The organism is Halorubrum vacuolatum (assembly GCF_900188065.1).
Lineage (GTDB): Archaea > Halobacteriota > Halobacteria > Halobacteriales > Haloferacaceae > Halorubrum > Halorubrum vacuolatum.
On sequence record NZ_FZNQ01000008.1, the window covers coordinates 25,376 to 44,521 of the forward strand.

18 protein-coding genes are annotated in these 19,146 nt (G+C 63.3%); 13 read left to right on the top strand and 5 right to left on the bottom strand.

Annotated features, from left to right (window positions below):
* Positions 1-117: 117 nt before the first annotated feature.
* The 3 genes from CHB65_RS08895 to CHB65_RS08905 are packed head-to-tail and all read left to right on the top strand — an operon-like array spanning position 118 to position 3,302.
* Complete coding sequence (locus CHB65_RS08895; protein ID WP_218818932.1) at positions 118-1,200, top strand: Bug family tripartite tricarboxylate transporter substrate binding protein; 1,083 nt, start codon at positions 118-120, stop codon at positions 1,198-1,200.
* Between the two features lie 51 nt (positions 1,201-1,251).
* On the top strand, positions 1,252-1,812 hold the full coding sequence (locus CHB65_RS08900; protein ID WP_089384713.1) for a tripartite tricarboxylate transporter TctB family protein: 561 nt from the start codon (positions 1,252-1,254) through the stop codon (positions 1,810-1,812).
* Positions 1,809-3,302, top strand: a complete 1,494-nt coding sequence (locus CHB65_RS08905) for a tripartite tricarboxylate transporter permease (protein WP_245809945.1) — start codon at positions 1,809-1,811, stop codon at positions 3,300-3,302. The genes CHB65_RS08900 and CHB65_RS08905 overlap by 4 nt, the downstream gene beginning before the upstream one ends.
* Positions 3,303-3,427: 125 nt before the next feature.
* Here CHB65_RS08905 and CHB65_RS08910 read toward each other — a convergent pair whose 3' ends face one another.
* Positions 3,428-4,405, bottom strand: a complete 978-nt coding sequence (locus tag CHB65_RS08910; protein WP_089384714.1) for an aminopeptidase — start codon at positions 4,403-4,405, stop codon at positions 3,428-3,430.
* Between the two features lie 156 nt (positions 4,406-4,561).
* On the opposite strand from CHB65_RS08910, the gene CHB65_RS08915 reads away from it, so the two are divergent.
* Complete coding sequence (locus CHB65_RS08915) at positions 4,562-5,536, top strand: aminopeptidase (protein WP_089384715.1); 975 nt, start codon at positions 4,562-4,564, stop codon at positions 5,534-5,536.
* Positions 5,537-5,732: 196 nt separating this feature from the next.
* Here the strand turns inward: CHB65_RS08915 and CHB65_RS08920 are convergent, their stop codons facing one another.
* Positions 5,733-6,884, bottom strand: a complete 1,152-nt coding sequence (locus CHB65_RS08920) for a PrpF domain-containing protein (protein WP_089384716.1) — start codon at positions 6,882-6,884, stop codon at positions 5,733-5,735.
* A gap of 147 nt (positions 6,885-7,031) precedes the next feature.
* Complete coding sequence (locus CHB65_RS08925; RefSeq protein ID WP_089384717.1) at positions 7,032-8,135, bottom strand: zinc-dependent alcohol dehydrogenase; 1,104 nt, start codon at positions 8,133-8,135, stop codon at positions 7,032-7,034.
* Between the two features lie 126 nt (positions 8,136-8,261).
* Here CHB65_RS08925 and tcuA point away from each other — a divergent pair, with 126 nt between their 5' ends.
* From tcuA to CHB65_RS08970, 9 genes are all read left to right on the top strand, one after another.
* Positions 8,262-9,692: an FAD-dependent tricarballylate dehydrogenase TcuA gene (gene tcuA / locus CHB65_RS08930; RefSeq protein WP_089384718.1), complete on the top strand. Its 1,431-nt coding sequence runs from the start codon at positions 8,262-8,264 to the stop codon at positions 9,690-9,692.
* On the top strand, positions 9,689-10,822 hold the full coding sequence (locus tag CHB65_RS08935) for a PrpF domain-containing protein (protein WP_089384719.1): 1,134 nt from the start codon (positions 9,689-9,691) through the stop codon (positions 10,820-10,822). Before tcuA ends, CHB65_RS08935 begins: the two co-directional genes overlap by 4 nt.
* Before the next feature lie 56 nt (positions 10,823-10,878).
* Positions 10,879-11,631: an IclR family transcriptional regulator gene (locus CHB65_RS08940; RefSeq protein ID WP_089384720.1), complete on the top strand. Its 753-nt coding sequence runs from the start codon at positions 10,879-10,881 to the stop codon at positions 11,629-11,631.
* Positions 11,632-12,358: 727 nt separating this feature from the next.
* Positions 12,359-12,883 (top strand): metallophosphoesterase, encoded by a 525-nt coding sequence (locus CHB65_RS08945; protein WP_089384721.1) that lies wholly within the window; start codon positions 12,359-12,361, stop codon positions 12,881-12,883.
* A 143-nt stretch (positions 12,884-13,026) separates the two neighbouring features.
* Positions 13,027-15,018 (top strand): acetate--CoA ligase, encoded by a 1,992-nt coding sequence (gene acs, locus CHB65_RS08950; protein ID WP_089384722.1) that lies wholly within the window; start codon positions 13,027-13,029, stop codon positions 15,016-15,018.
* A gap of 134 nt (positions 15,019-15,152) precedes the next feature.
* Complete coding sequence (locus CHB65_RS08955) at positions 15,153-15,593, top strand: DUF4212 domain-containing protein (RefSeq protein WP_089384723.1); 441 nt, start codon at positions 15,153-15,155, stop codon at positions 15,591-15,593.
* Positions 15,590-17,275 carry a sodium:solute symporter family transporter gene (locus CHB65_RS08960; RefSeq protein WP_089384724.1) on the top strand — a complete coding sequence of 562 codons (1,686 nt, stop codon included), beginning with the start codon at positions 15,590-15,592 and terminating at the stop codon, positions 17,273-17,275. Before CHB65_RS08955 ends, CHB65_RS08960 begins: the two co-directional genes overlap by 4 nt.
* Positions 17,276-17,289: 14 nt before the next feature.
* Positions 17,290-17,754 (top strand): universal stress protein, encoded by a 465-nt coding sequence (locus tag CHB65_RS08965; RefSeq protein ID WP_089384826.1) that lies wholly within the window; start codon positions 17,290-17,292, stop codon positions 17,752-17,754.
* Between the two features lie 54 nt (positions 17,755-17,808).
* Positions 17,809-18,045 carry a hypothetical protein gene (locus tag CHB65_RS08970; protein ID WP_089384725.1) on the top strand — a complete coding sequence of 79 codons (237 nt, stop codon included), beginning with the start codon at positions 17,809-17,811 and terminating at the stop codon, positions 18,043-18,045.
* A 19-nt stretch (positions 18,046-18,064) separates the two neighbouring features.
* On the opposite strand, the gene CHB65_RS08975 is transcribed toward CHB65_RS08970, so the two are convergent.
* Positions 18,065-18,292, bottom strand: a complete 228-nt coding sequence (locus CHB65_RS08975) for a hypothetical protein (RefSeq protein WP_089384726.1) — start codon at positions 18,290-18,292, stop codon at positions 18,065-18,067.
* A gap of 61 nt (positions 18,293-18,353) precedes the next feature.
* Positions 18,354-19,037 carry a nucleotide exchange factor GrpE gene (locus CHB65_RS08980; protein ID WP_089384727.1) on the bottom strand — a complete coding sequence of 228 codons (684 nt, stop codon included), beginning with the start codon at positions 19,035-19,037 and terminating at the stop codon, positions 18,354-18,356.
* Between the last annotated feature and the right edge of the window lie 109 nt (positions 19,038-19,146).

Consider the following 19,146-nt stretch of genomic DNA (forward strand, 5'->3'; position numbering starts at 1 on the left):
ATAATGGTTCCTTCCTCCACACATCATTTGGCACATGTGAGATTATTGTAGTATATTCGCAAAAGACGATGAAGGATCATAAATTATATTAACAATGAGCGATGATCCCTACCCGGAATGTCAAGTGAAACCAACAAGCAAGGACCGAACAGACGGCGATTCATCAAATATACCGGCGCAGCGTCGACCATCGGCATTGCCGGACTGGCTGGATGTGCCGACGACGACGACGCGGCTGACGACGCCGGAGCGGACGACGCGGCTGACGACACTGGAGAGGACGACTTCCCCACACAGGACATCCGGTACATCATCCCGTTCGGCGAGGGTGGTGGAACGGACACCTATGCTCGCCAGATGGTACCGGAGATGGACGATCGGCTAGATGTCAACATCGCCATCGAGAACATCTCCGGTGCCGCATCGCTGCGGGGCACCGGCGAGGCGTTTAATTCGGAGCCCGACGGGCACACGCTCTGCGCGTTCAACCCGCCGTCGACGCCCGTGTCCGAGATGGTCAACCCGCAGGACTTCGAACTCCCCGACATGGAGGGCGTCTGTACGTACGCCCGGACACCGTTCGTCATTGTCGCGAACTCCGATTACGAGATCGAGGGATACAACGACCTCATGGATCGGTACGAGGACGGGGATCTCGAAGTGTTCAGCGGCAAGGAACGGGGCGGCGTCGACCACGTGATGGCGCTGCTGATGCAGGAACTTCACGGCCTCAACTGGGACACCTACGTCGGCTACGACGGTACCGGCCCCGCAGTACAAGCGACCATTTCGGATGAGGTTCCCGCGTGTATCGCGACCGACACCGGGTCGGAGGCCGGCGTCGAGGACGGCTCGCTCGACCTCGTCGTCTCGCTCGTAAGCGAGGAGGCCGGCGGTACCAATGTGTTCCCCGACCTCGAAGACATCACCGAACTCGGCTACGAAAACATCGACTTCATCTCGAACCTCACCCGCGGCATCTACGCGCCCCCGGACACGCCGGCGGATCGGCGGCAGGTGATCGCCGATGTGGTTGAAGAAGCGCTCGCGACCGACGCGGTCCAGGAGTGGTCCGAGGACACCGGTAATGTCGTCGAGTTCGGCGACGGCGACTTCGCGGATCAGGTCCTCCAGGACGCCTACGAGATCATCCCGGAGAACGTCGACCTCGAAGAGGTTCGCGAAGCGGCGGCGGAGTAACGGTAGGAGTCGGCACCTTTATTGCGCCGATTCTAAATATTGTGATCGAATATGGACGTACAGCAAACGTATCTCAGGGTCATCGAGCGAATCAGCTTAGAGCACATCGTTCTCCTCACGATGCTCGTCTCGTCGGTGTACATGCTGTGGGACTCGTTCCGCTTCGGAATTGCTCCCGCTGCGACGTTCCCTCGAATGATGGGATCGGTCGTGTTGATCATGACCCTCCTCCTCATCTTCCGATCGTACCTGCCTGAGCCGCTCCGCTCGGTCGTCGCCGACTCACCGGATCTCATCGACGTCGACGAGGATTTCGCTGCGCAGGAGGACGATGAAGAGACCGAGGAACAGATCTCGGTCGTCGACCGGCCGATCCACGACTCGCTCATGGTCGGGACGCTCATCGTTGGATTCGGACTGCTGGCGTACGCGATCGGGATCATGTGGGCGAGTCCGATCTTTGTGGCGGTGTACGGGCTCTGGTTCAGGCTCTCGTGGAAGATCATTCTTCTATTGGTCGTCGTATCACTGCTCATCGGCTTTGGATTCTTCGAAGCGCTTGGACTGCGGGTCGATAGAGGCGAGATATTCCTCACGGAGGGGGTCCTGTGAGCGCGACACAGGCAATCATCGAGGCGACGTTCACCCTCTTCGCGTGGCCGACGTTCGGCTGGGTGGTCGTCGGAATCATCCTCGGCGTGATCGCCGGCTCGCTGCCGGGGGTGGGCAGTGCGATGGGTATGGCGATCGTGCTCCCACTCACGCTCCCGTTAGGGCCCGTTAACGCCATCGTCCTGCTCGTGAGCATGTACAGCGGCGCGATGTACGGCGGCTCGATATCCGCCATCTTAGTCAACGTCCCGGGAACTGGCGGGGCAGCAGCGACGACGCTTGACGGCTATCAGATGACCAAACAGGGGAACGCGGTCAAGGCGCTCGCGATGTCGGCGACGGCGTCGGCGACCGCCGGCTTCTTTACGGTATTAACGCTGGTGCTGTTCTCTCCGATCCTGATCGAGATCGTGTTGATGTTCGGCTCGCCCGAGTTCTTCCTCATGGCGGCGTTCGGTATCGCGATGATCACCGTCGTCGTTCAAGGGTCGATGGTGAAAGGGATCGCCGCGGGCACGTTTGGCCTGTTGCTCACCTCGATCGGTATCGCACCGAACGCGCCCGAACTTCGCTACACGTTCGGGTCGCTCGCGTTATACGACGGGTTGGACTTCATCGCGGCGCTGATCGGGATGTTCGCGATCGCGGAGATGCTCAAACTCGCCGCGAAGGAGGGCGGGATCGCCGATGAGGAGCTCGACATGTCCGGCAGCGTCACCGAGGGCGTCTGGGAGACGTTCCGCTATCCGGTGACGGTCGTGAAGTCGGGCTACATGGGGATGCTCATCGGCGCGATTCCCGGGGCGGGTGCGACCGTTGCCAACTTCTTCGCGTACGGCGAGGCGATGCGAGCGAGCAAGGACTCGGAAAGCTTCGGAAAGGGGAATCCGGAGGGCGTCATCTCGGCGGAGTCGTCGAACAACGGAACGATCGGTGGTTCGCTCATTCCGACCATCTCGTTCGGGATCCCCGGCAGCGGCTCCACGGCGGTGCTGCTCGGCGGGCTGCTCATGCACGGGCTGCGACCGGGCCCGCAGCTGTTCGGTGAGGAGTTGGCGACGACCTACACGTTTCTCCTCGCATTGATGGTCGGCAACGTGTTCATCATTCTCGCGGGCGTATTTCTCGTCACGCGAATGGGCCGGATCACGCAGGTCAACACTCACGTCATCATTCCCGTGATCGTCGTTCTCTCGGTGGTCGGTGGCTACTCGCTTCGGACGAACTGGATCGATGTACTCACCGTCATCGGGCTCGGCGTGCTCGGGTACATGATGGTGAAACACGACTACTCGATCATCGCGTTCGTGCTCGGCGTGGTGCTCGGCCCGATCGCCGAGGAGAACCTGATGCGATCGCTGCAGCTCTCGGACGGATCGTTCCTGATATTCGTCACCCGACCGCTCTCGCTGCTTATCGTTATCCTCATCATCGCGGTGCTAGCCGGACCGTACGTTAAACCATGGCTGGCCGATCGCCGCGCGGGGTAGATTGCCCTGCGTCCCCACCGCGGCGTTTCAGCGCGGTTCGTCCTCGTTCTCGGATAGGTACACGGTGATCGTCGTCTCCGGGACGGAATAAAATAAATAAACGAGCCGCGCAGCCGCAATGCTACTTAAAAGAAGGTGAACTCGCCGTCCTCGACGACCACTTCGCCGTCGAGTTCGAGGGTCGGCTCCGCCATCATCGCGTCGAAGTGAACCGGCGCACGGGTCGTCCCGCCGAGGTTGCTGCTGGTGCCGATGCCGAAGTGGACGTTGCCGTAGCGGCCATGATCGTTCGAGAACCAGCCGTTGAACTCGGGACATTCGGGGTTCATACCGACCGCAAGCTGGGCGATATTGTACACCGCGGGGTCGTCGTGTTCGGCCCAGACGCGCTCGATCGTCTCCGCCTCCTTGCCACCGTCGACGGAGGTGACGGCGCCGTCCTCGATCTCCATGGTCACCGGCTCCTTCAGCACACCGATATCGAGGTTGGGGATCGCCCCGTCGAAGACGACCGTCCCGTCCGTGCCACCCTCGACCGGTGCGATGTTGGACTCGATGTGGACGAGCGCCGTGAACTCGCCGGGCTCGTCCGCGATCCCGGGGTGCGCGTTTCCGTCCCGTCCCTCGAGGTCGACGGTGACGTCGGTTCCTTGGGGGGAGGTGACCCGTGCCTCGCTCGCCTCGGTGAATTTCCGGGCCATTTCCTCACAGTGGGGTCGCATCCCCTCGTAGTCGGCATACAGCCCGCCCTTCACGAGCTGCTCGTCGGTGAACTTCACCATGCTGATGACGCGGGCCCCGTTCTCTTTCGCCTCCGCCGTCGCCGACGAGTGGGTGATCGACCGATGTACGGGCGTGATGATCACGTCCGCCTCCATCATCGCCGCTGCGACGGTGTCCTCCGGCTCGTTACCGTCGTACTCCCGTGGGTCCATCATCGCCATCGTCACGTTCGCATCACGCTCGTTCGCCGCGGCGGCGACACGTTCGGCGACGTCAGCGACCTCCCAGTCGGTAACGACTAATACGTCTTCACCCGGCTTCACGGCGGCACAGGTTTCGACGACGATACTCGCGCCTTTCATCTCCTGAACGGAGTCCATGTCCCGAAAACACACAGCGGGGTACTAATACGTTCCTGTAACGGATCCGGTCGTGTGGAGCCGCCCCGTCCACACCGACTCCGGACGTCAGCCAGCGTGCACTCTCATTATCGATGATTTTATGCGTAAACGTGATAAGAGCCAGTGTACGTTACCATGTTAGACGTTGAGATGGCGGAGGCGGCAAGCGGCATCGTCGAGGAGTGTCTCGACGTGCAGCCGGGTGAGGAAGTGTTGATCATCGCCGACGCGCGGAAGGAGCGCGTCGGCCGTGCCATCGCCCGTGCGGCGGCGGCCGTGGGCGGTGAGTCGATCACGATGACGATGCCGCTGCTCGACAGTCACGGCAACGAACCGCCCGAGGCGGTCGCCGCCGCGATGAAATCCGCGGACGTGGCGTTTACCTGTACGAGCCACGCGATCACCCACACGCGGTCCCGCCTGGCGGCCGCGGAGGCCGGGACGCGCTTCGGCATCCTTCGAAGCGTCACCGAGGACATGATGGTCGAGGGGGCGATGAGCGTCGATTTCGAGGAGCTCCGACGACGAACCGAAGCGGTTCGAGACGTGCTCGATGCCGCCTCAGACGTTCACGTCACGAGCGAGGAGGGCACGGACGTGACGTTCAGCGTCGAGGGGTGCTCGGCGTTTTCACTCGACGGCTACTTCCACGAGAACTACGGGTTCGCGACGCTTCCCCCGGGAGAGTCGCCGACCCATCCCGCCGAGGGGACCGCAAACGGCACCATCGTCGTCGACGTCTCGATGGACAACCTCGGCCAGCTCGATGAGCCGATCTCCCTCGAAATCGAGGACGGCTTCGTCACGTCGGTAGACGGCGGAGAGCAGGCGGACGACCTCCGTCGGATCATCGAGGAGAACGACGAGAACGCCGGCAACCTTGCGGAGTTCGCCATCGGCACGAACCCGAAGGCAAAGCTCATCGGGAACCTCGCCGAGGACAAAAAGCTCGCGGGGACGGTCCACTTCGCGATCGGCGACAACGAGTCACTCGGCGGGACGCTTAAAAGCGATATCCACCTCGACGGGGTTCTCAGGCGGCCGACCGTCGACCTCGATGGACGCACGGTCGTGGAGAACGGCGAACTGGCAACGGACCTCTTCGAATAGCTCCCCGATTCGGGGTCGTTAAACGGCCTGGCTTTATGACTGGTCACGCAGGGAGCCGCCGTCGTTCTCGACACGCCCGCAATCGTCGCGGTTCGTTTTATAAACACAGTCGCTACATTCCGGTGGTGATCTGCGTTCTCGGCGTCCCGTCGTCAACCAGGGCGTCACCCATCTACCCATGGCCGTCCGGGGTCGTTTATAATCGGTCGGGATCCCGGGCGTAGGCGGTGCCGCTCATCAGCAGTCGAGCCGTTCGATCGATGGAGACGGACGCGATCGTCTCCCCGTCGCCGCGTTCGACGCCGATCCGGATCGTCCCCTTCGGGTGGCCGATCCGCACCGCGTCGCCCGTGCCACGCGCGACCGTGGCTGGGATCGTTTCCGGAACCCGGGTCGCCGCGGCGAGACACATCGCGCCGGTGGTGGCGTACGCGTGGTGTGGACGTCCCGTCGACACCATCCGCGCGACCACGTCGACGTCGGCGGCCGCCACCGATCCCCCGACCGTGGTCTCGTATCCCTGTGGCGGGGCGACGACGGCGATAAACGGCATGGTCGGGCGCGCCTCGCTCGCGGCTGCGGGCTCGTCGACGAGTCCGAGTTCGACGCAGGCCGCACCGCGGATCCGTTCGAGCCGTTCGAGCAGTCCCTCGCGTGCCTCAAGCGTCGCCGGCGACTCGGTCCCGTCGAGGCCCAGATCCGACGCCTCGAGAAACACCGTCACGTTCGTCGCGTCGACGACGGAGACGCGGTACGTCTCGCCATCGACGGACAGCTCGTCGACGGCGTTGCCGGTCGGCAGCGTCGCGCCGAGCATCCCCCCGCCCGGATGGAGGTAGCGGGTGGGGATCCGCGCGCCGCTGCCGGGAACGCCGTCGATCCGGCAGTCGCCGTACGGGGTCGGCTCACCGTCGACGACCGGCATCGCCTGTTCGAGCGTGGAGTCGGTGTTCACGCTGTGGATCCGGACGGTCGTCGTCGGCTCCGTCGGCTCGACGAGCCCCTCAAGGATCCCGTACACCCCGACCGCGCTCGCGAGATTGCCACAGTTGCCGTCCCAGTCGACCGTCGCGTGCTCGATCCCGACCTGTGCGTACTCGTAGGTCAGGTCGACGCCGTCACGCTCGGACCGATCGACGAGCATGAGCTTGCTCGTGTGGGTGTGTGAGCCCCCGAGCCCGTCGACCTGCAGCGGGTCAGGCGAGCCGAACAGTTCGAGCACGAACGCGTCCCGCGCGTCCGGCTCCGTGGGGATCGCGTCGCTCGACGTGAAAAATCCCTTGCTCGTTCCGCCCCGGATCAGGTGCCCGTCTATCCCGTGTTGCAGTCGGGAGTCATCCGTGACCATGCCGGACGATGGCGGAGTGTGGAAATAAACGCGACCATCCCAATGGACGACCGTGCGGAGGCGATACTCGCCCGCCTCGCGGCGCTCTCTGCACCGTTCGGTACCGAAATCGTCGTCGAGGACGGGATCGGCCGAGTCGTTAGCTGATCACAACACGATCTGTGCCGGCCCCAACGCGTCGTGTTCGTCCTTCGCGAGCGTGATCTCGACCGCGCGCTCGAACGCGTCCAGTCCGTCGAGTTCGTGTGTCACGTATCGATCGATCGGGACGTCGCCGTCGGCCACGAGCCGCGCGGCGAGCGTTGCGGTGTCGGTACGTGGCGTCAAATCGGCGACCCCCTTACGTGGGTTGACCCAGTCGATCGACTTCGATCGGAACGAGCGGGGCCGGACCGAGAGGTCTCCCGTGATGTGACCAACCTGGAGGATCGTGCCGCCGCCCCGGACCGCCCGATACGCCTGTGCGAGCGGATCATCGCCCACGGTTCCGTGCGATTGGTCGCCGCCAACCGCCTCAATCGCCACGTCGACGCCGAGCCCATCGGTCCGGTCACGCATCGCGGCGACCGGATCGGTCGTCCGTGCGTCGATCGGGACGAGTCCGCATTCGGCGGCGACCTCGAGCGGCCGGTCCCTGACGTCGACGGCGAAGACGCGATCCGCGCCGAAGCGTCGTGCCAACACCCCGCACTGAAATCCCATGACGCCGGCACCCAGCACCGCGACGTCGTCGCCGGGATCGATGTCGGCGTCGACCATACAGAGCACCGAACTGGCGAGCGGCTGGAGCGCGGCGGCGGCGGGGGCGCTGACCCCCTCCGGAACTCGCCGGAGCGGCTCGACAGGCAGTGTGAGGTACTCCGCGAGCGCCCCGGGGCGGTCGTATCCGATGGCGACGGTGTCCACACACCCGTTCGCATGCCCCGACCGACAGTAGCTGCAGGTTCCACAGTGGATCTTCCCCGGTGCATACACCCGATCGCCGACTGCGAGCGATTCGACGGCAGCGCCACGGTCGATGACCTCGCCGACGAACTCATGCCCGAAGAGCCGGGTGCCGTCGGCCGCTCCGTTGATCGCCTCCGCAACGGCATCGTAGTGTGCGACCTCCATTCCCCGATAGAGGCTACACTCGGTGACGCTCAACTGAACCCGTTCGACCCGGATCAGCACTTCCCCTCGGTTCGGGGTCGGACGCTCCACGTCGCTGATGCGTGCGGATCCGAACCCGTCGATGACAACAGCTTGCATGGAGGGTGCTGATCGGGCCTGGGATAAATACCCTCGCACGACGGCAGCCTCCGTGTGTGACACATTTAGCGAGGTGTGTCTCGGGACGAAACGCCTATACTCGTGCCCTATTCAGATGCATGTGTAATGAACGTGATCGACGATCAGGATCTGGTCGTGGTAGGGTGTGGTATCGCGGGGCTTAGCGCCGCCAACCGGGCGGTCGAGCTCGGACTCGACGTGACGGTGCTTGAGAAAGCGCCGAAGGAAAACCGTGGCGGACACACCTGGCACAGCGAGTCGTTTCGTGTCGCCTCCACCGACTGTGACCTCGAACAGTATGGCTACGAGTTCGCCATCGACGACTACACGCCGGAGGACTTCTATGCGGACATCATGAAACAGACGAACGGGCGAGCCGACCCCGACCTCGCTCGCACCATCGTCGACGAGATCGGTGGGACGGTCGAGTGGCTCACCGAGCATGGCGTCGAGTGGGACATGGAGCCGCTCAACTCGGGATACACCGTCGCCCGGACGTTCTTCGACGGTGACCAGCTCGTAAGCGCGCTCGTTGAGGCGGCCGAGTCGGAGGGAGCGACGTTCCAGTACCGGACCGAAGCGCGCGAGATCGTGTTCGATGACGGCGAGGTCGCCGGCGTCCGCGCGCGCACCGACGACGGCCACGTCGAGTTCCGATCCGACGCCGTCGTGGTCGCTGCGGGTGGATACGAGTCGAGCGAGGAGAAACGGACCCGATATTATGGCTCGGATTACGACGCGATAAAAGTCCGCGGAAGCCGGTACAACACCGGTGAGGGGATCGACATGGTGCTCGACGCCGGCGGCCGCGCGACCGGACAGTGGGGTGGCGCACACATGGCGCTCATCGACAGCGCCTCCCCCGACTACGAGGGTGGGGCAAATCGCGTCGACGGCTATCAGTACGGCGTGCTGCTCAACGACCGCGGCGAGCGGTTCTTCGACGAGGGCGAGGACGCCCGGGCACACACGTACGCGAAGCTCGGTCGGATCATCTTCGAGGAGCCGAACCACGTCGCATACATCGTCATCGACGACTCGCTCACCGAACATATGCGCGCAACGGGCCCCGGCGACTGGGTGACGGGCGACAGCGTGGCGGCGGTCCTCGACGAACTGGGCTGTGCGTCGCCGGAGACGGGCGCTGAAACGGTCGCGGCGTTCAACGAGGCGACCGATCCCGACGACTTCGATCCCGACTCGCTGGATGGAAACCGGACGCATGGGCTCGATCCGGAAAAGACTAACTGGGCGATCCCGCTCGAGGAACCGCCGTTCCACGGCTATCGCGTCACCGGCGGCATCACCTTCGGATTCGGGGGCGCCGCGACCGACGATCGGGCCCGCGCGCTGGACACGATCGGGCGACCCATTCCCGGACTCTACGTCGCCGGAAACACGACGGGCGGCCTTTTTTATGACAACTATCCGGGCGGGACGGGACTCGCGAACGGTGCCGTGTTCGGCCGCATCGCCGCCGAGGAGAGCGCCGAGTTCGTGGGGATGGTACCTGCGGGGGTGGGGAACGACGCATGACTGGCGATCAGCACGCGATCGACTGTGCGATCGTCCGTGGTGGCACGAGCAAAGGGGTGTTCATTCCTCGCGAGAATCTTCCGGCAACGGACCCTGACGGCGCGATCCTCTCGCTTTTCGGCAGCCCTGACGATCGCCAGATCGACGGGCTCGGCGGTGCCACCTCGACGACCTCGAAGCTCATGATCGTCTCCGAAAGCGATCGGGAGGGGATCGACATCGAGTACACCTTCGGACAGGTCGCGGTCGACGAACCGGTCATCGACTACGGCGGCAACTGTGGTAACCTCACGTGTGCCATCGGTTCCTTCGCGATAGATGAGGGCATGGTCGAGGTCGATCCCGATGCCGAAAGCCGGACGCTTGAACTGTTCAACACCAACACCGAGGCGGCGATCACCCAGACCGTGCCGCTCGTGGATGGTCGGGCGGCGACCGTCGGCGAGTTCAAAGTCCACGGCGTCCCGGGTACGGGGGCGCGGATCGACACGACGTTTCACGACCCGGCGGGGGCCGTGACGGACGGACTCTATCCGCTTGGAGGCCCGATCGTCGAGATTCCGTTCGAGGACGGATCCATCGAGGCGAGCGTCGTCGACGTCACGACGCCCATCGCGTTCGTTCGCGCGGCCGACCTCGGCTTGACGGCGACCGAGGGGCGTGCGGAGATCGACGGCAACGAGGAACTCTTGGAGCGACTTGAGACGCTGCGGGGAATCGTCGCCGCCGAACTCGGCATGGTCGATGAGCCGGAACGCGCCCGTATCGAGACCCCTGGCTATCCGAAGCTCGTCTTCGTCGCCCCCCCGACCGACTACACGACGCCGGAAGGCGGCGATGTCGACGCGGCGGAGATCAACCTGACGGCGCGATATATGAGCATGCAGAAGCTTCATCCCGTCTACGCGGTCACCGGCGTTTCGTGTACGGCGGCGGCCGCCCAGTTGCCGGGAACGATCCCGAACGAGGTCGCCGAACTCTCCGGTGAGACCGTAACGCTCGGGCATCCCAAGGGAACGATGGCTGCGACCGCGACGGTCGACGCCGACGCCGAAACGGTCGGATCCGTGACGGTCTACCGGACCCAGCGCCGGCTGATGGACGGGACCGGTTACTACCGACGCGACTGAGCTTTAGACGTCCCGCGATGCGGGACACTTATGCGTGCCGATGGCGACACTCACCTATGACAGACGGGAGCGACCGAACGCGGGTGAAGTCCGTCGAGACGGCGTTGGACGTCATTGAGTACATCCATCGGGAGCGTTCGGCGACGATCGGAGAGGTCGCTGACGCCCTCGGGATCGGTAAAAGCACCGCTCACCGCCACCTCACGACCCTTCACGACCGTCGGTACGTGACCCGTGAGGATGACCGATACCGGCTGAGCCTTCGATTTCTCACCTTCGGCGGCCGGACGGTATATGAACTTCCCGCACGGGAGATGATCGAACGCAAGGTCGAACAACTGTGTGATGAAACGGGTGAGCGGGCACAGTTCGTCATCGAGGAGCACGGTGAGCGGGTCTACGCCTATACGCACGCCGGCCCTAATGCCGTCCGCACGGATGCCGCAGTCGGAAAACGCGGGCCGCTACACGTAAGCGCCGCCGGGAAGGCCATCCTCGCGCACCTCCCGGTCGAACGACGGGAGGCGCTCATCACGGAGGTGTCCGATGACGCGTCGCTCGGTGCGCGTCGGGTTCGAGAGGAGCTCGCGGCGGTCCGCGAGCGCGGATACGCGTTTAATGATGAGGAGTCGACGACGGGGTTGCGGGCCGTCGGCGTGCCGGTCGCCTGTCCCGACGGACGCGTGCTCGGCGCGATCAGTGTCTCCGGGCCCGCAAACCGACTGACCGGTGCCTACTTTCGTGAGGAGATCCCGGTGCTCCTGCTCGGTGCGGTCAACGAGATCGAATTGAACCTGAAATATCGCTGACGGCCCCGATCGGTGACTTTCATCCCGTAATGTAGAACAGCTCTAGCCCACGAGACGCTTTTGAGTCCCGAACTCGGCCTCTTTCGGACGGTTCATCGTGTGATGTCGGCGTTTTCGACGATCTGGACCGGTCGTTGGGATCGTCGGATCGAACCGCATCCCGCGATTCGAAACGATGTGTCACTGGACGATCCGAGAACTTGCATTTTCACCCGATCTCAAAACAATTACAAACGTATGAATGTAATTTCTTTGATTCCTGTACCGGCTGCAGGCAGCGGGTTCCACCCCGCGTGGTGGATCCGGCTAATATTATATATTCTGTTATACTAAAATAATGAAATGTATAAATAGTTTATTACTGCCTCCGCCACAACGAACGCGATCTCATATCGTTTCCAATCCCTGAATATATATTCTCTTCTCATTCGTGTTTTTGCACACGGGATTCTTATCTGAACCTGCGTTAGAACTATCTTATTGGGCCGATATGGGCGGTTAATCGACGTAATGCGAAAATGAGCGACGGAACGAATTCTCGAGTGTCAGCTATTGGATACGATTCCGATCGAGTATTATTAAACCATGATCGAGTTCACCGTTCTATGACTGTTAAATAAACTAGGTCTTGTTTATTATCAAATTGAATATGTTTCGCGTGGACGTTCGCGTCCGCTCCGTTTCGGCGGGGCCGTGAATTATATGTATCGCCGACGGTGTATCGGATATGCTCGTCGTCGTCTCCGATACGCACAGCAGCGAAACTCACCGACTGCGTGGACGAACCCTCGCCGCCGTTCGGGAAGCGGATCTGGTCGTTCACGTCGGTGACTTCTATCGAGAGCCCGTGCTCGATGCCTTCGAGGTGGAGGCGACGACGCTTCGGGCAGTCTACGGCAACAACGACGACGCGGCGATCCGCGATCGCGTCCCGAAGGCGAGAACCGTCGAGTATGCGGGCGTCCGGTTCGCCGTCACCCATCGACATCGCGGCGGGGACACCGGTCTCGTGATGTTCGGTCGCGAGCGCGACGCCGACGCCGTGATCTATGGCCATAGCCACAAGCCTCGGTTCGACGCCACGACGTCGCTGCCGCTGCTCAATCCCGGCAGTCACGCACAGCCTCGCGGCAACCGCGCGGCCCATGCGGAGCTCGATCCGATCGATGACGCCGGTGGCGGTGACGGGCTGCTCGGTCGACTCGTCACCCCTACGGGTGAGGTGTTCCGTGAGTTCCAGATCGACGGCTGACCGGACGTGTCACCGGCTGACTCGGGTGTTGGAGCTCGGTTACAATGCCTCCCTCGTCTGTACCGCTCTCGACCACCTCCACCCTGCTCGCTTACATCCATCCTGATCTTTTATATGGGATGCTTCATATTCACTGATACGCCATGGAAGAAGGTGACGGCCAACTGGAGGCGAGACTTGCTGAAGGCGATGTGTTCGAACCGTCGGAATCGTTCATGGAAGGCGCGAACGTCTCCGATCCCGATATCTATGATGAGTTCGAGGAGAATTGGCCGGAGTGCTGGGAGGCTGCGGCCGACCTGCTCGAGTGGGAGTCCCCGTATGAGCAGGTGTTGGACGACTCGAACCCGCCGTTTTACGAGTGGTTCACCGAGGGAAAACTCAACGCGTCCGCGAACTGTCTCGATCGACATCTCGACGATCGTGGCGATGAGGTCGCCATCGAGTGGATCGGCGAGCCCGTCGAGGAGGCGAACCGGTCGTTCACCTACGCCGAGTTACACCGGGAAGTAAACGAGTTTGCCGCGGCGCTCCGCGAGCTCGGTGTCGGCGAGGACGACATCGTCACGATGTATATGCCGATGATCCCGGAGCTGCCGATCGCGATGTTGGCGTGTGCGCGGATCGGCGCGCCTCACAGCGTCGTCTTCGCGGGCTTCTCCGCGGAGGCGCTTGCGACCCGGATGAACGCCGCCGATTCCGAGTACCTCGTCACCTGTGACGGCTACTATCGCCGCGGCGATCCGCTCGACCACCTCGACAAAGCGAACGAGGGGCTGGATGCGGTCGAACACGAGACGTCGACCGTGGTCGTCGACCGCTTGGGCGCCAACGACGACGACTTCGGCCACGACCTGACCGACGATCAGTACGACTACGGGGCGCTCGTCGAGGACAACGCGGGCGCCGAGGTCGACCCGGTCGTCCGGGACGCCGAGGACATGCTGTTTCTCATGTACACCTCGGGGACGACGGGCCAACCCAAAGGCGTCAAACACACCACCGGCGGCTACCTCTCGTGGGCGTCGTGGACCTCACAGGCGGTTCTCGACGTGAAACCCGAGGACACCTACTTCTGTGCGGCCGATATCGGCTGGATCACGGGTCACTCATACATCGTCTACGGGCCGCTCGCGCTCGGAACCACGACGATGATGTACGAGGGAACCCCGGACTATCCCGACCGTGACCGGCTCTGGGAGATCATCGACGAGTACGACGCGACCCAGCTGTACACCGCCCCGACGGCCATCCGGGCGTTCATGAAGTGGGGCACGACGTACCCCGAAGGTTACGACCTCTCCTCGCTGCGGCTGCTCGGAACGGTCGGGGAGCCGATCAACCCGCGCGCGTGGAAGTGGTATTACACGCACATCGGCAACGAGGAGTGCCCCATCGTCGACACGTGGTGGCAGACGGAGACTGGCGGGATGATGGTCACGACGTTGCCGGGGATCAAGGATATGAAGCCGGGTGCCGCTGGGCCGCCGTTGCCGGGCGTCGACGTGCGGATCGTTGACGCCACAGGTGAGGAGGTCGACGCCGGACAGGCCGGCTACCTCACGGTCCAGAAGCCGTGGCCGGGGATGTTGCGCACCCTCTATCGGAACGACGAGCGGTACATCCGGGAGTACTGGGCGGAGTACTCCGATACCGAGAGCGACGATCCCGATGACTGGGTATACTTCCCGGAGGACGGCGCGAAGATCGACGAGGACGGCTACATCACCGTCCTCGGTCGTGTCGACGACGTGATCAACGTCTCCGGGCATCGGCTCGGAACGATGGAGATCGAATCGGCCATCGTCGGCGTCGAAGGGGTTGCGGAGGCAGCCGTCGTCGGCGGCGACCACGACCTCAAAGGCGAGGCCGTCTACGCGTACGTCATCACCGAAGACGGCTACGAGGGCGGTGACGAACTCCGCGAACGCATCATCGCCGGCGTGGAGGAGGCGATCGGCCCGATCGCCCGCCCCGAACAGGTCGTCTTCACGCCCGATCTGCCGAAGACGCGCTCGGGGAAGATCATGCGTCGACTGCTCGAGAACATCGCCGACGGCGACGAACTCGGGAACACGAGCACGCTTCGTAACCCCGAGATCGTGGAGGACATCCAGAAACAGGTGCAGGGATAGGCGACGACCCCGTCTTTCGAGCATCGCATCGACGAGATCGGGTACGGCTCCCGTGTGACCACCGAATCGACGAGACCGAATACGGAACCCGGACGGCCACGAATATGCGAGATAAACACACGCACGACGCATCCATGACGGACACAGAGCCACAAGACGAATCGACACCCCAACGAGTTCGTGCCGACGGCGGACGAAGCGACGTCGAGATCGAACGCGAAATCGACTATCTGGACGTCGAGATCAATCTCCTGAAGCCCGCGACGCCGTTTATGCGCGATCACCTTCGGGTGATCTGGATCGGCTTTGGGATCTGGGTAGTCACCACGTTCGGCCCGATCACCGCGACACGGATCGCCCCGGATCTGATGACGACGCCGATGCCGATACTCGAGTTCCCGTTGCACTACTTCCTCATCGCCATCGTCGCCCCGTCTTCCGCGCTGATATTGTCGGTGTGGTACGCCAAAAAGCGGGACGAGATCGACGAAAAGTACGGTATCGAGCAGGTAACGACCGAACCGGCGGACGAGCGTGCAGCGGCCGCCGCGGCTGACGGAGGAACCGACGAATGAGCGGCGTAGCGGTCCTGTTACAGACCGACGATCTGCTCCCCGAGGGGCTCGACATCTCGTTCAAACTCGTCCCCGGTATCATCGTCGTCTCGATGATGCTGCTGTTTCTGGCGATCGGGTTCATCTTCAAGGTGGCCGACACCGACGATATGTGGGTCGCCGGCCGCTCGATCGGCAACGTCGAAAACGGCATGGCGATCGGGGCGAACTGGATGTCCGCCGCCTCATATCTCGGCATGGCGGCAGTTATCGCGCTCTCGGGCGTCTACGGGCTGGCGTTCGTCGTCGGCTGGACGACCGGCTACTTCGTGTTGTTGATCTTCATGGCCGCCCAGATGCGCCGGTTCGGGAAGTACACCGCACCGGATTTCGTCGGGGATCGATTCAACTCGGACGGCGCGCGTGCGCTCGCGGCCATCACGACCTTCCTCCTCGCGTTCGTCTACGCGCTCGGACAGGCGGTCGGAATGGGGTTGGTCGGGATGTACATCCTCGGCGACCTCAACAACGTGGTCACCATTCCCGGCCTCGACGCGTACCAGGCGATGATGGTGCTGTTTATGATCGTCACCATCTCCTATCTCGCCCTCTCGGGAATGCTCGGTGCGACCAAGAACATGGCGCTGCAGTACATCATCCTCATCGTCGCGTTCCTCGTGGGGCTGTCCGTCACCGGCTGGACGTCCGGCTATTCGACGATCCTCCCACAGATCGAATACGGGATGTTGATAAGCGAACTCGGAGCGGAATTCTCCGATCCGTTCGCGGGCGGGAGCTACTACCTCTGGGTCGCGACCTGTTTCAGCCTCGTGTTCGGAACGTGCGGGCTTCCACACGTGTTGGTCCGGTTTTACACCGTCGACAACGAGCGCACCGCCCGCTGGTCGTGTACGTGGGGGCTGTTTTTCATCTGTGTACTGTACCTCTCCGCGCCCGCGTTCGCTGCGTTCGGCACCGATCTGTACGCCCAGAACATCGCCGACCCATACGGGGATCCGGGTATGACGGACGCCGCAGCCGACGTGATCGTCGTGCTCGCCGCCCAGCTGTCGGGACTGCCGGAATGGCTGGTCGGATTCGTCGCTGCCGGCGGGATCGCCGCCGCCGTGGCAACGACCGCCGGACTCTTCATCGCTGGGTCGTCGGCGATCGCACACGACATCTACGCGAACATCATCAACGAGGACGCGACACAGCGTCAGCAGGTGTTGGTCGGCCGCCTGAGCATCGTTGCGCTCGGCGTGCTCACCATCATCTTCTCGCTTGACCCGACGGCACCGATCGCGGCGCTCGTTTCGTTCGCGTTCTCGCTCGCCGCAATCGTGTTGTTCCCGATGTTCTTCCTCGGACTCTGGTGGGAGAACACCAACCGGCAGGGTGCGCTCGCCGGGATGACCAGCGGACTGATCATCTGGCTTATTCCGATGTTCAACGAGGGACACTTCGGGAGCGGCTGGGGGATCGAGGTGATCGCCACGTGGATGCCCGCGATCGGCTCCGGCTTGATCGGGATGCCGATCGTCATGCTCATCACCATCTTCGTCTCGTACGTCACCGACGAGCCGCCGGAGCGGACGAAGATGATGGTGCGCCAGTGTCACAGCCCGGAGCCGATGCCGCGTGACAAGACCGCGGCGGCGGTCGTCCGCGAAAAGAACGGGGAAACGCCCGCAGATGACTGACAATGAGTGAGACGATGTACAAACGGATCCTGATCCCGACGGACGGTAGCGACGTGGCGGAGAACGCGGTGGATCACGCGATGGTCCTCGCGAAACAGTTTGACGCCGAGGTACATGCGCTCTTCGTGGCGGACACCGACGCCGTCCACTACGCGCTCGGCACCGAGCAGGTCGATCGGATCCGCCAAGGACGGTTCCCGGAGATGACCGAGCTGCGCGAGGACGCCGAGGCGGCGACCGGCTACGTTCGTGAACGGGCCGAAGCCGCCGGCCTCGAATTCGTCGAGCGTCACGCCGGCGGACAGCCCCACAACGTCATCGCCGATTACGCACGCGAGAACGACATCGACCTCGTCGTGATGGGCAGTCACGGACGTGCCGGCGTGCGACGTGCGCTGTTAGGCAGCGTCACTGAGCGAACGCTTCGATCGACACACGTCCCAGTACTCGTGGTCGACTACCGAGCCGAAAAGGAGTGACGGGCGGGGAAAGACTAAGGTAGCCGCTTTCCCTCCCTTCGATATCCGAGCACAATGAGCATCAAAGAGCGCGTCATCGACCACGTCCGCGAAAATCGGACCGGGATGGTCCACGACCTGATCTTCGCCGTCGCGTGGGTCGCGCTGGTGTCGTTCCTGTTCGATTTCGTGTTCACGAGCGCCCCGCAGTGGGCCTTCTATCTGTTCATGCTCGCGGGGATCCCCGCGTACTTCGGCTTTTTCATCTCGTTGGAGATGGCCCGCGAGCAGCAGGCCGCCCGAAACGGGTAATCGAACCCCTCCAGATCGGCTACTTCTCGCTCGTCTCTCTGGCTGCACGGACACGTTGTCGGAGACGAAACGCGAGGATACTCACGATGCCGAACGTGACCGGCAACGCGTAGTCGCTCGGTGCGCCGCCGATCGCGTTTCCGAGCGTGATGCCGGCCATCAGCGCGAAAAGCAGCGACAACAGTCCGGCGATGGGGACGACGAATCCCTCCGAAAACGCCGCACCGCGTCGGTCATCGTCTGCCATGTGGACCGATCTCCGTGTACCGTGTTAAACCCCCGGCGACCGTGGCCCGTGCTGTCGCGAACTAGTCGTCCGCGGAACCCTTACTGACGGTGACCTGTGCCTCGCTGATGATCCGATCGCCCATCTCGTAGCCCGGCTCGTACACCTCGTGAACGGTCCCCTCGGGCTGCTCGCTTTCGACGCGAAGCATCACCTGATGGCGTGCGGGATCGACCTCATCGCCCGGCTCCGGTTCGATGGGCTCGACGCCCTCCTCGGCGAGCACCTCGTCGAACTTCTCCAGCGTCGAGGCGACGCCGGGGCGGATGTCGCTGTCACCGTCCTGATCGAGCGCACGGAGGAGGTCGTTGCGGACGGGCGTGATCCGCTCGACGAGCGCCTCGGAGGCCCGCTCGCGGATCTCCTCGCGCTTGCGCTTTGCGCGCTCCTTGTAGTTCTTAAAGTCGGCGCGGACCCGAGCGAGCTTGCTCGTGAGCTCCTCCACTTCGGCCTCGAGCGCGACCGCCTCGGCCTCCGTCTCCGCGAGATCGGATTCGAGCGCCGCGACCTCCGCGGCGAGGTCCTCGTCGTGTTCCGCGACCTGCGCGGCGAGGGTCGTCTCGGATTCGGCGAGCTCCTCGCCCGCAGCCTCGTCGGTTTCCTCGCCGCCTGCGTGTCCGTTGCCCTCGGGATCGACGTCGTCCTCGGAGGACCCGTCCTCGGACTCCGCTGTCGGCTCGACCTCGACGGCGTCGTCTTCGCTCATAGTCGATCGGAGTCGTTCGGCGTGTATAAGCGTTGCAGAACGCGCTCGTCGTACCCATCGGGATGCGATCCGAATCGCCCCCGACGACTCGAATGGGTATTTAAATCGC

Coding starts and splice junctions, on each gene's coding strand:
- CHB65_RS08895 (WP_218818932.1), top strand. CDS start 118: ATGTCAAGTGAAACCAACAAGCAAGGACCGAACAGACGGCGATTCATC.
- CHB65_RS08900 (WP_089384713.1), top strand. CDS start 1,252: ATGGACGTACAGCAAACGTATCTCAGGGTCATCGAGCGAATCAGCTTA.
- CHB65_RS08910 (WP_089384714.1), bottom strand. CDS start 4,405: ATGGACTCCGTTCAGGAGATGAAAGGCGCGAGTATCGTCGTCGAAACC.
- CHB65_RS08915 (WP_089384715.1), top strand. CDS start 4,562: ATGTTAGACGTTGAGATGGCGGAGGCGGCAAGCGGCATCGTCGAGGAG.
- CHB65_RS08920 (WP_089384716.1), bottom strand. CDS start 6,884: ATGGTCACGGATGACTCCCGACTGCAACACGGGATAGACGGGCACCTG.
- CHB65_RS08925 (WP_089384717.1), bottom strand. CDS start 8,135: ATGCAAGCTGTTGTCATCGACGGGTTCGGATCCGCACGCATCAGCGAC.
- tcuA (WP_089384718.1), top strand. CDS start 8,262: ATGAACGTGATCGACGATCAGGATCTGGTCGTGGTAGGGTGTGGTATC.
- CHB65_RS08935 (WP_089384719.1), top strand. CDS start 9,689: ATGACTGGCGATCAGCACGCGATCGACTGTGCGATCGTCCGTGGTGGC.
- CHB65_RS08940 (WP_089384720.1), top strand. CDS start 10,879: ATGACAGACGGGAGCGACCGAACGCGGGTGAAGTCCGTCGAGACGGCG.
- CHB65_RS08945 (WP_089384721.1), top strand. CDS start 12,359: ATGCTCGTCGTCGTCTCCGATACGCACAGCAGCGAAACTCACCGACTG.
- acs (WP_089384722.1), top strand. CDS start 13,027: ATGGAAGAAGGTGACGGCCAACTGGAGGCGAGACTTGCTGAAGGCGAT.
- CHB65_RS08955 (WP_089384723.1), top strand. CDS start 15,153: ATGACGGACACAGAGCCACAAGACGAATCGACACCCCAACGAGTTCGT.
- CHB65_RS08960 (WP_089384724.1), top strand. CDS start 15,590: ATGAGCGGCGTAGCGGTCCTGTTACAGACCGACGATCTGCTCCCCGAG.
- CHB65_RS08965 (WP_089384826.1), top strand. CDS start 17,290: ATGTACAAACGGATCCTGATCCCGACGGACGGTAGCGACGTGGCGGAG.
- CHB65_RS08970 (WP_089384725.1), top strand. CDS start 17,809: ATGAGCATCAAAGAGCGCGTCATCGACCACGTCCGCGAAAATCGGACC.
- CHB65_RS08975 (WP_089384726.1), bottom strand. CDS start 18,292: ATGGCAGACGATGACCGACGCGGTGCGGCGTTTTCGGAGGGATTCGTC.
- CHB65_RS08980 (WP_089384727.1), bottom strand. CDS start 19,037: ATGAGCGAAGACGACGCCGTCGAGGTCGAGCCGACAGCGGAGTCCGAG.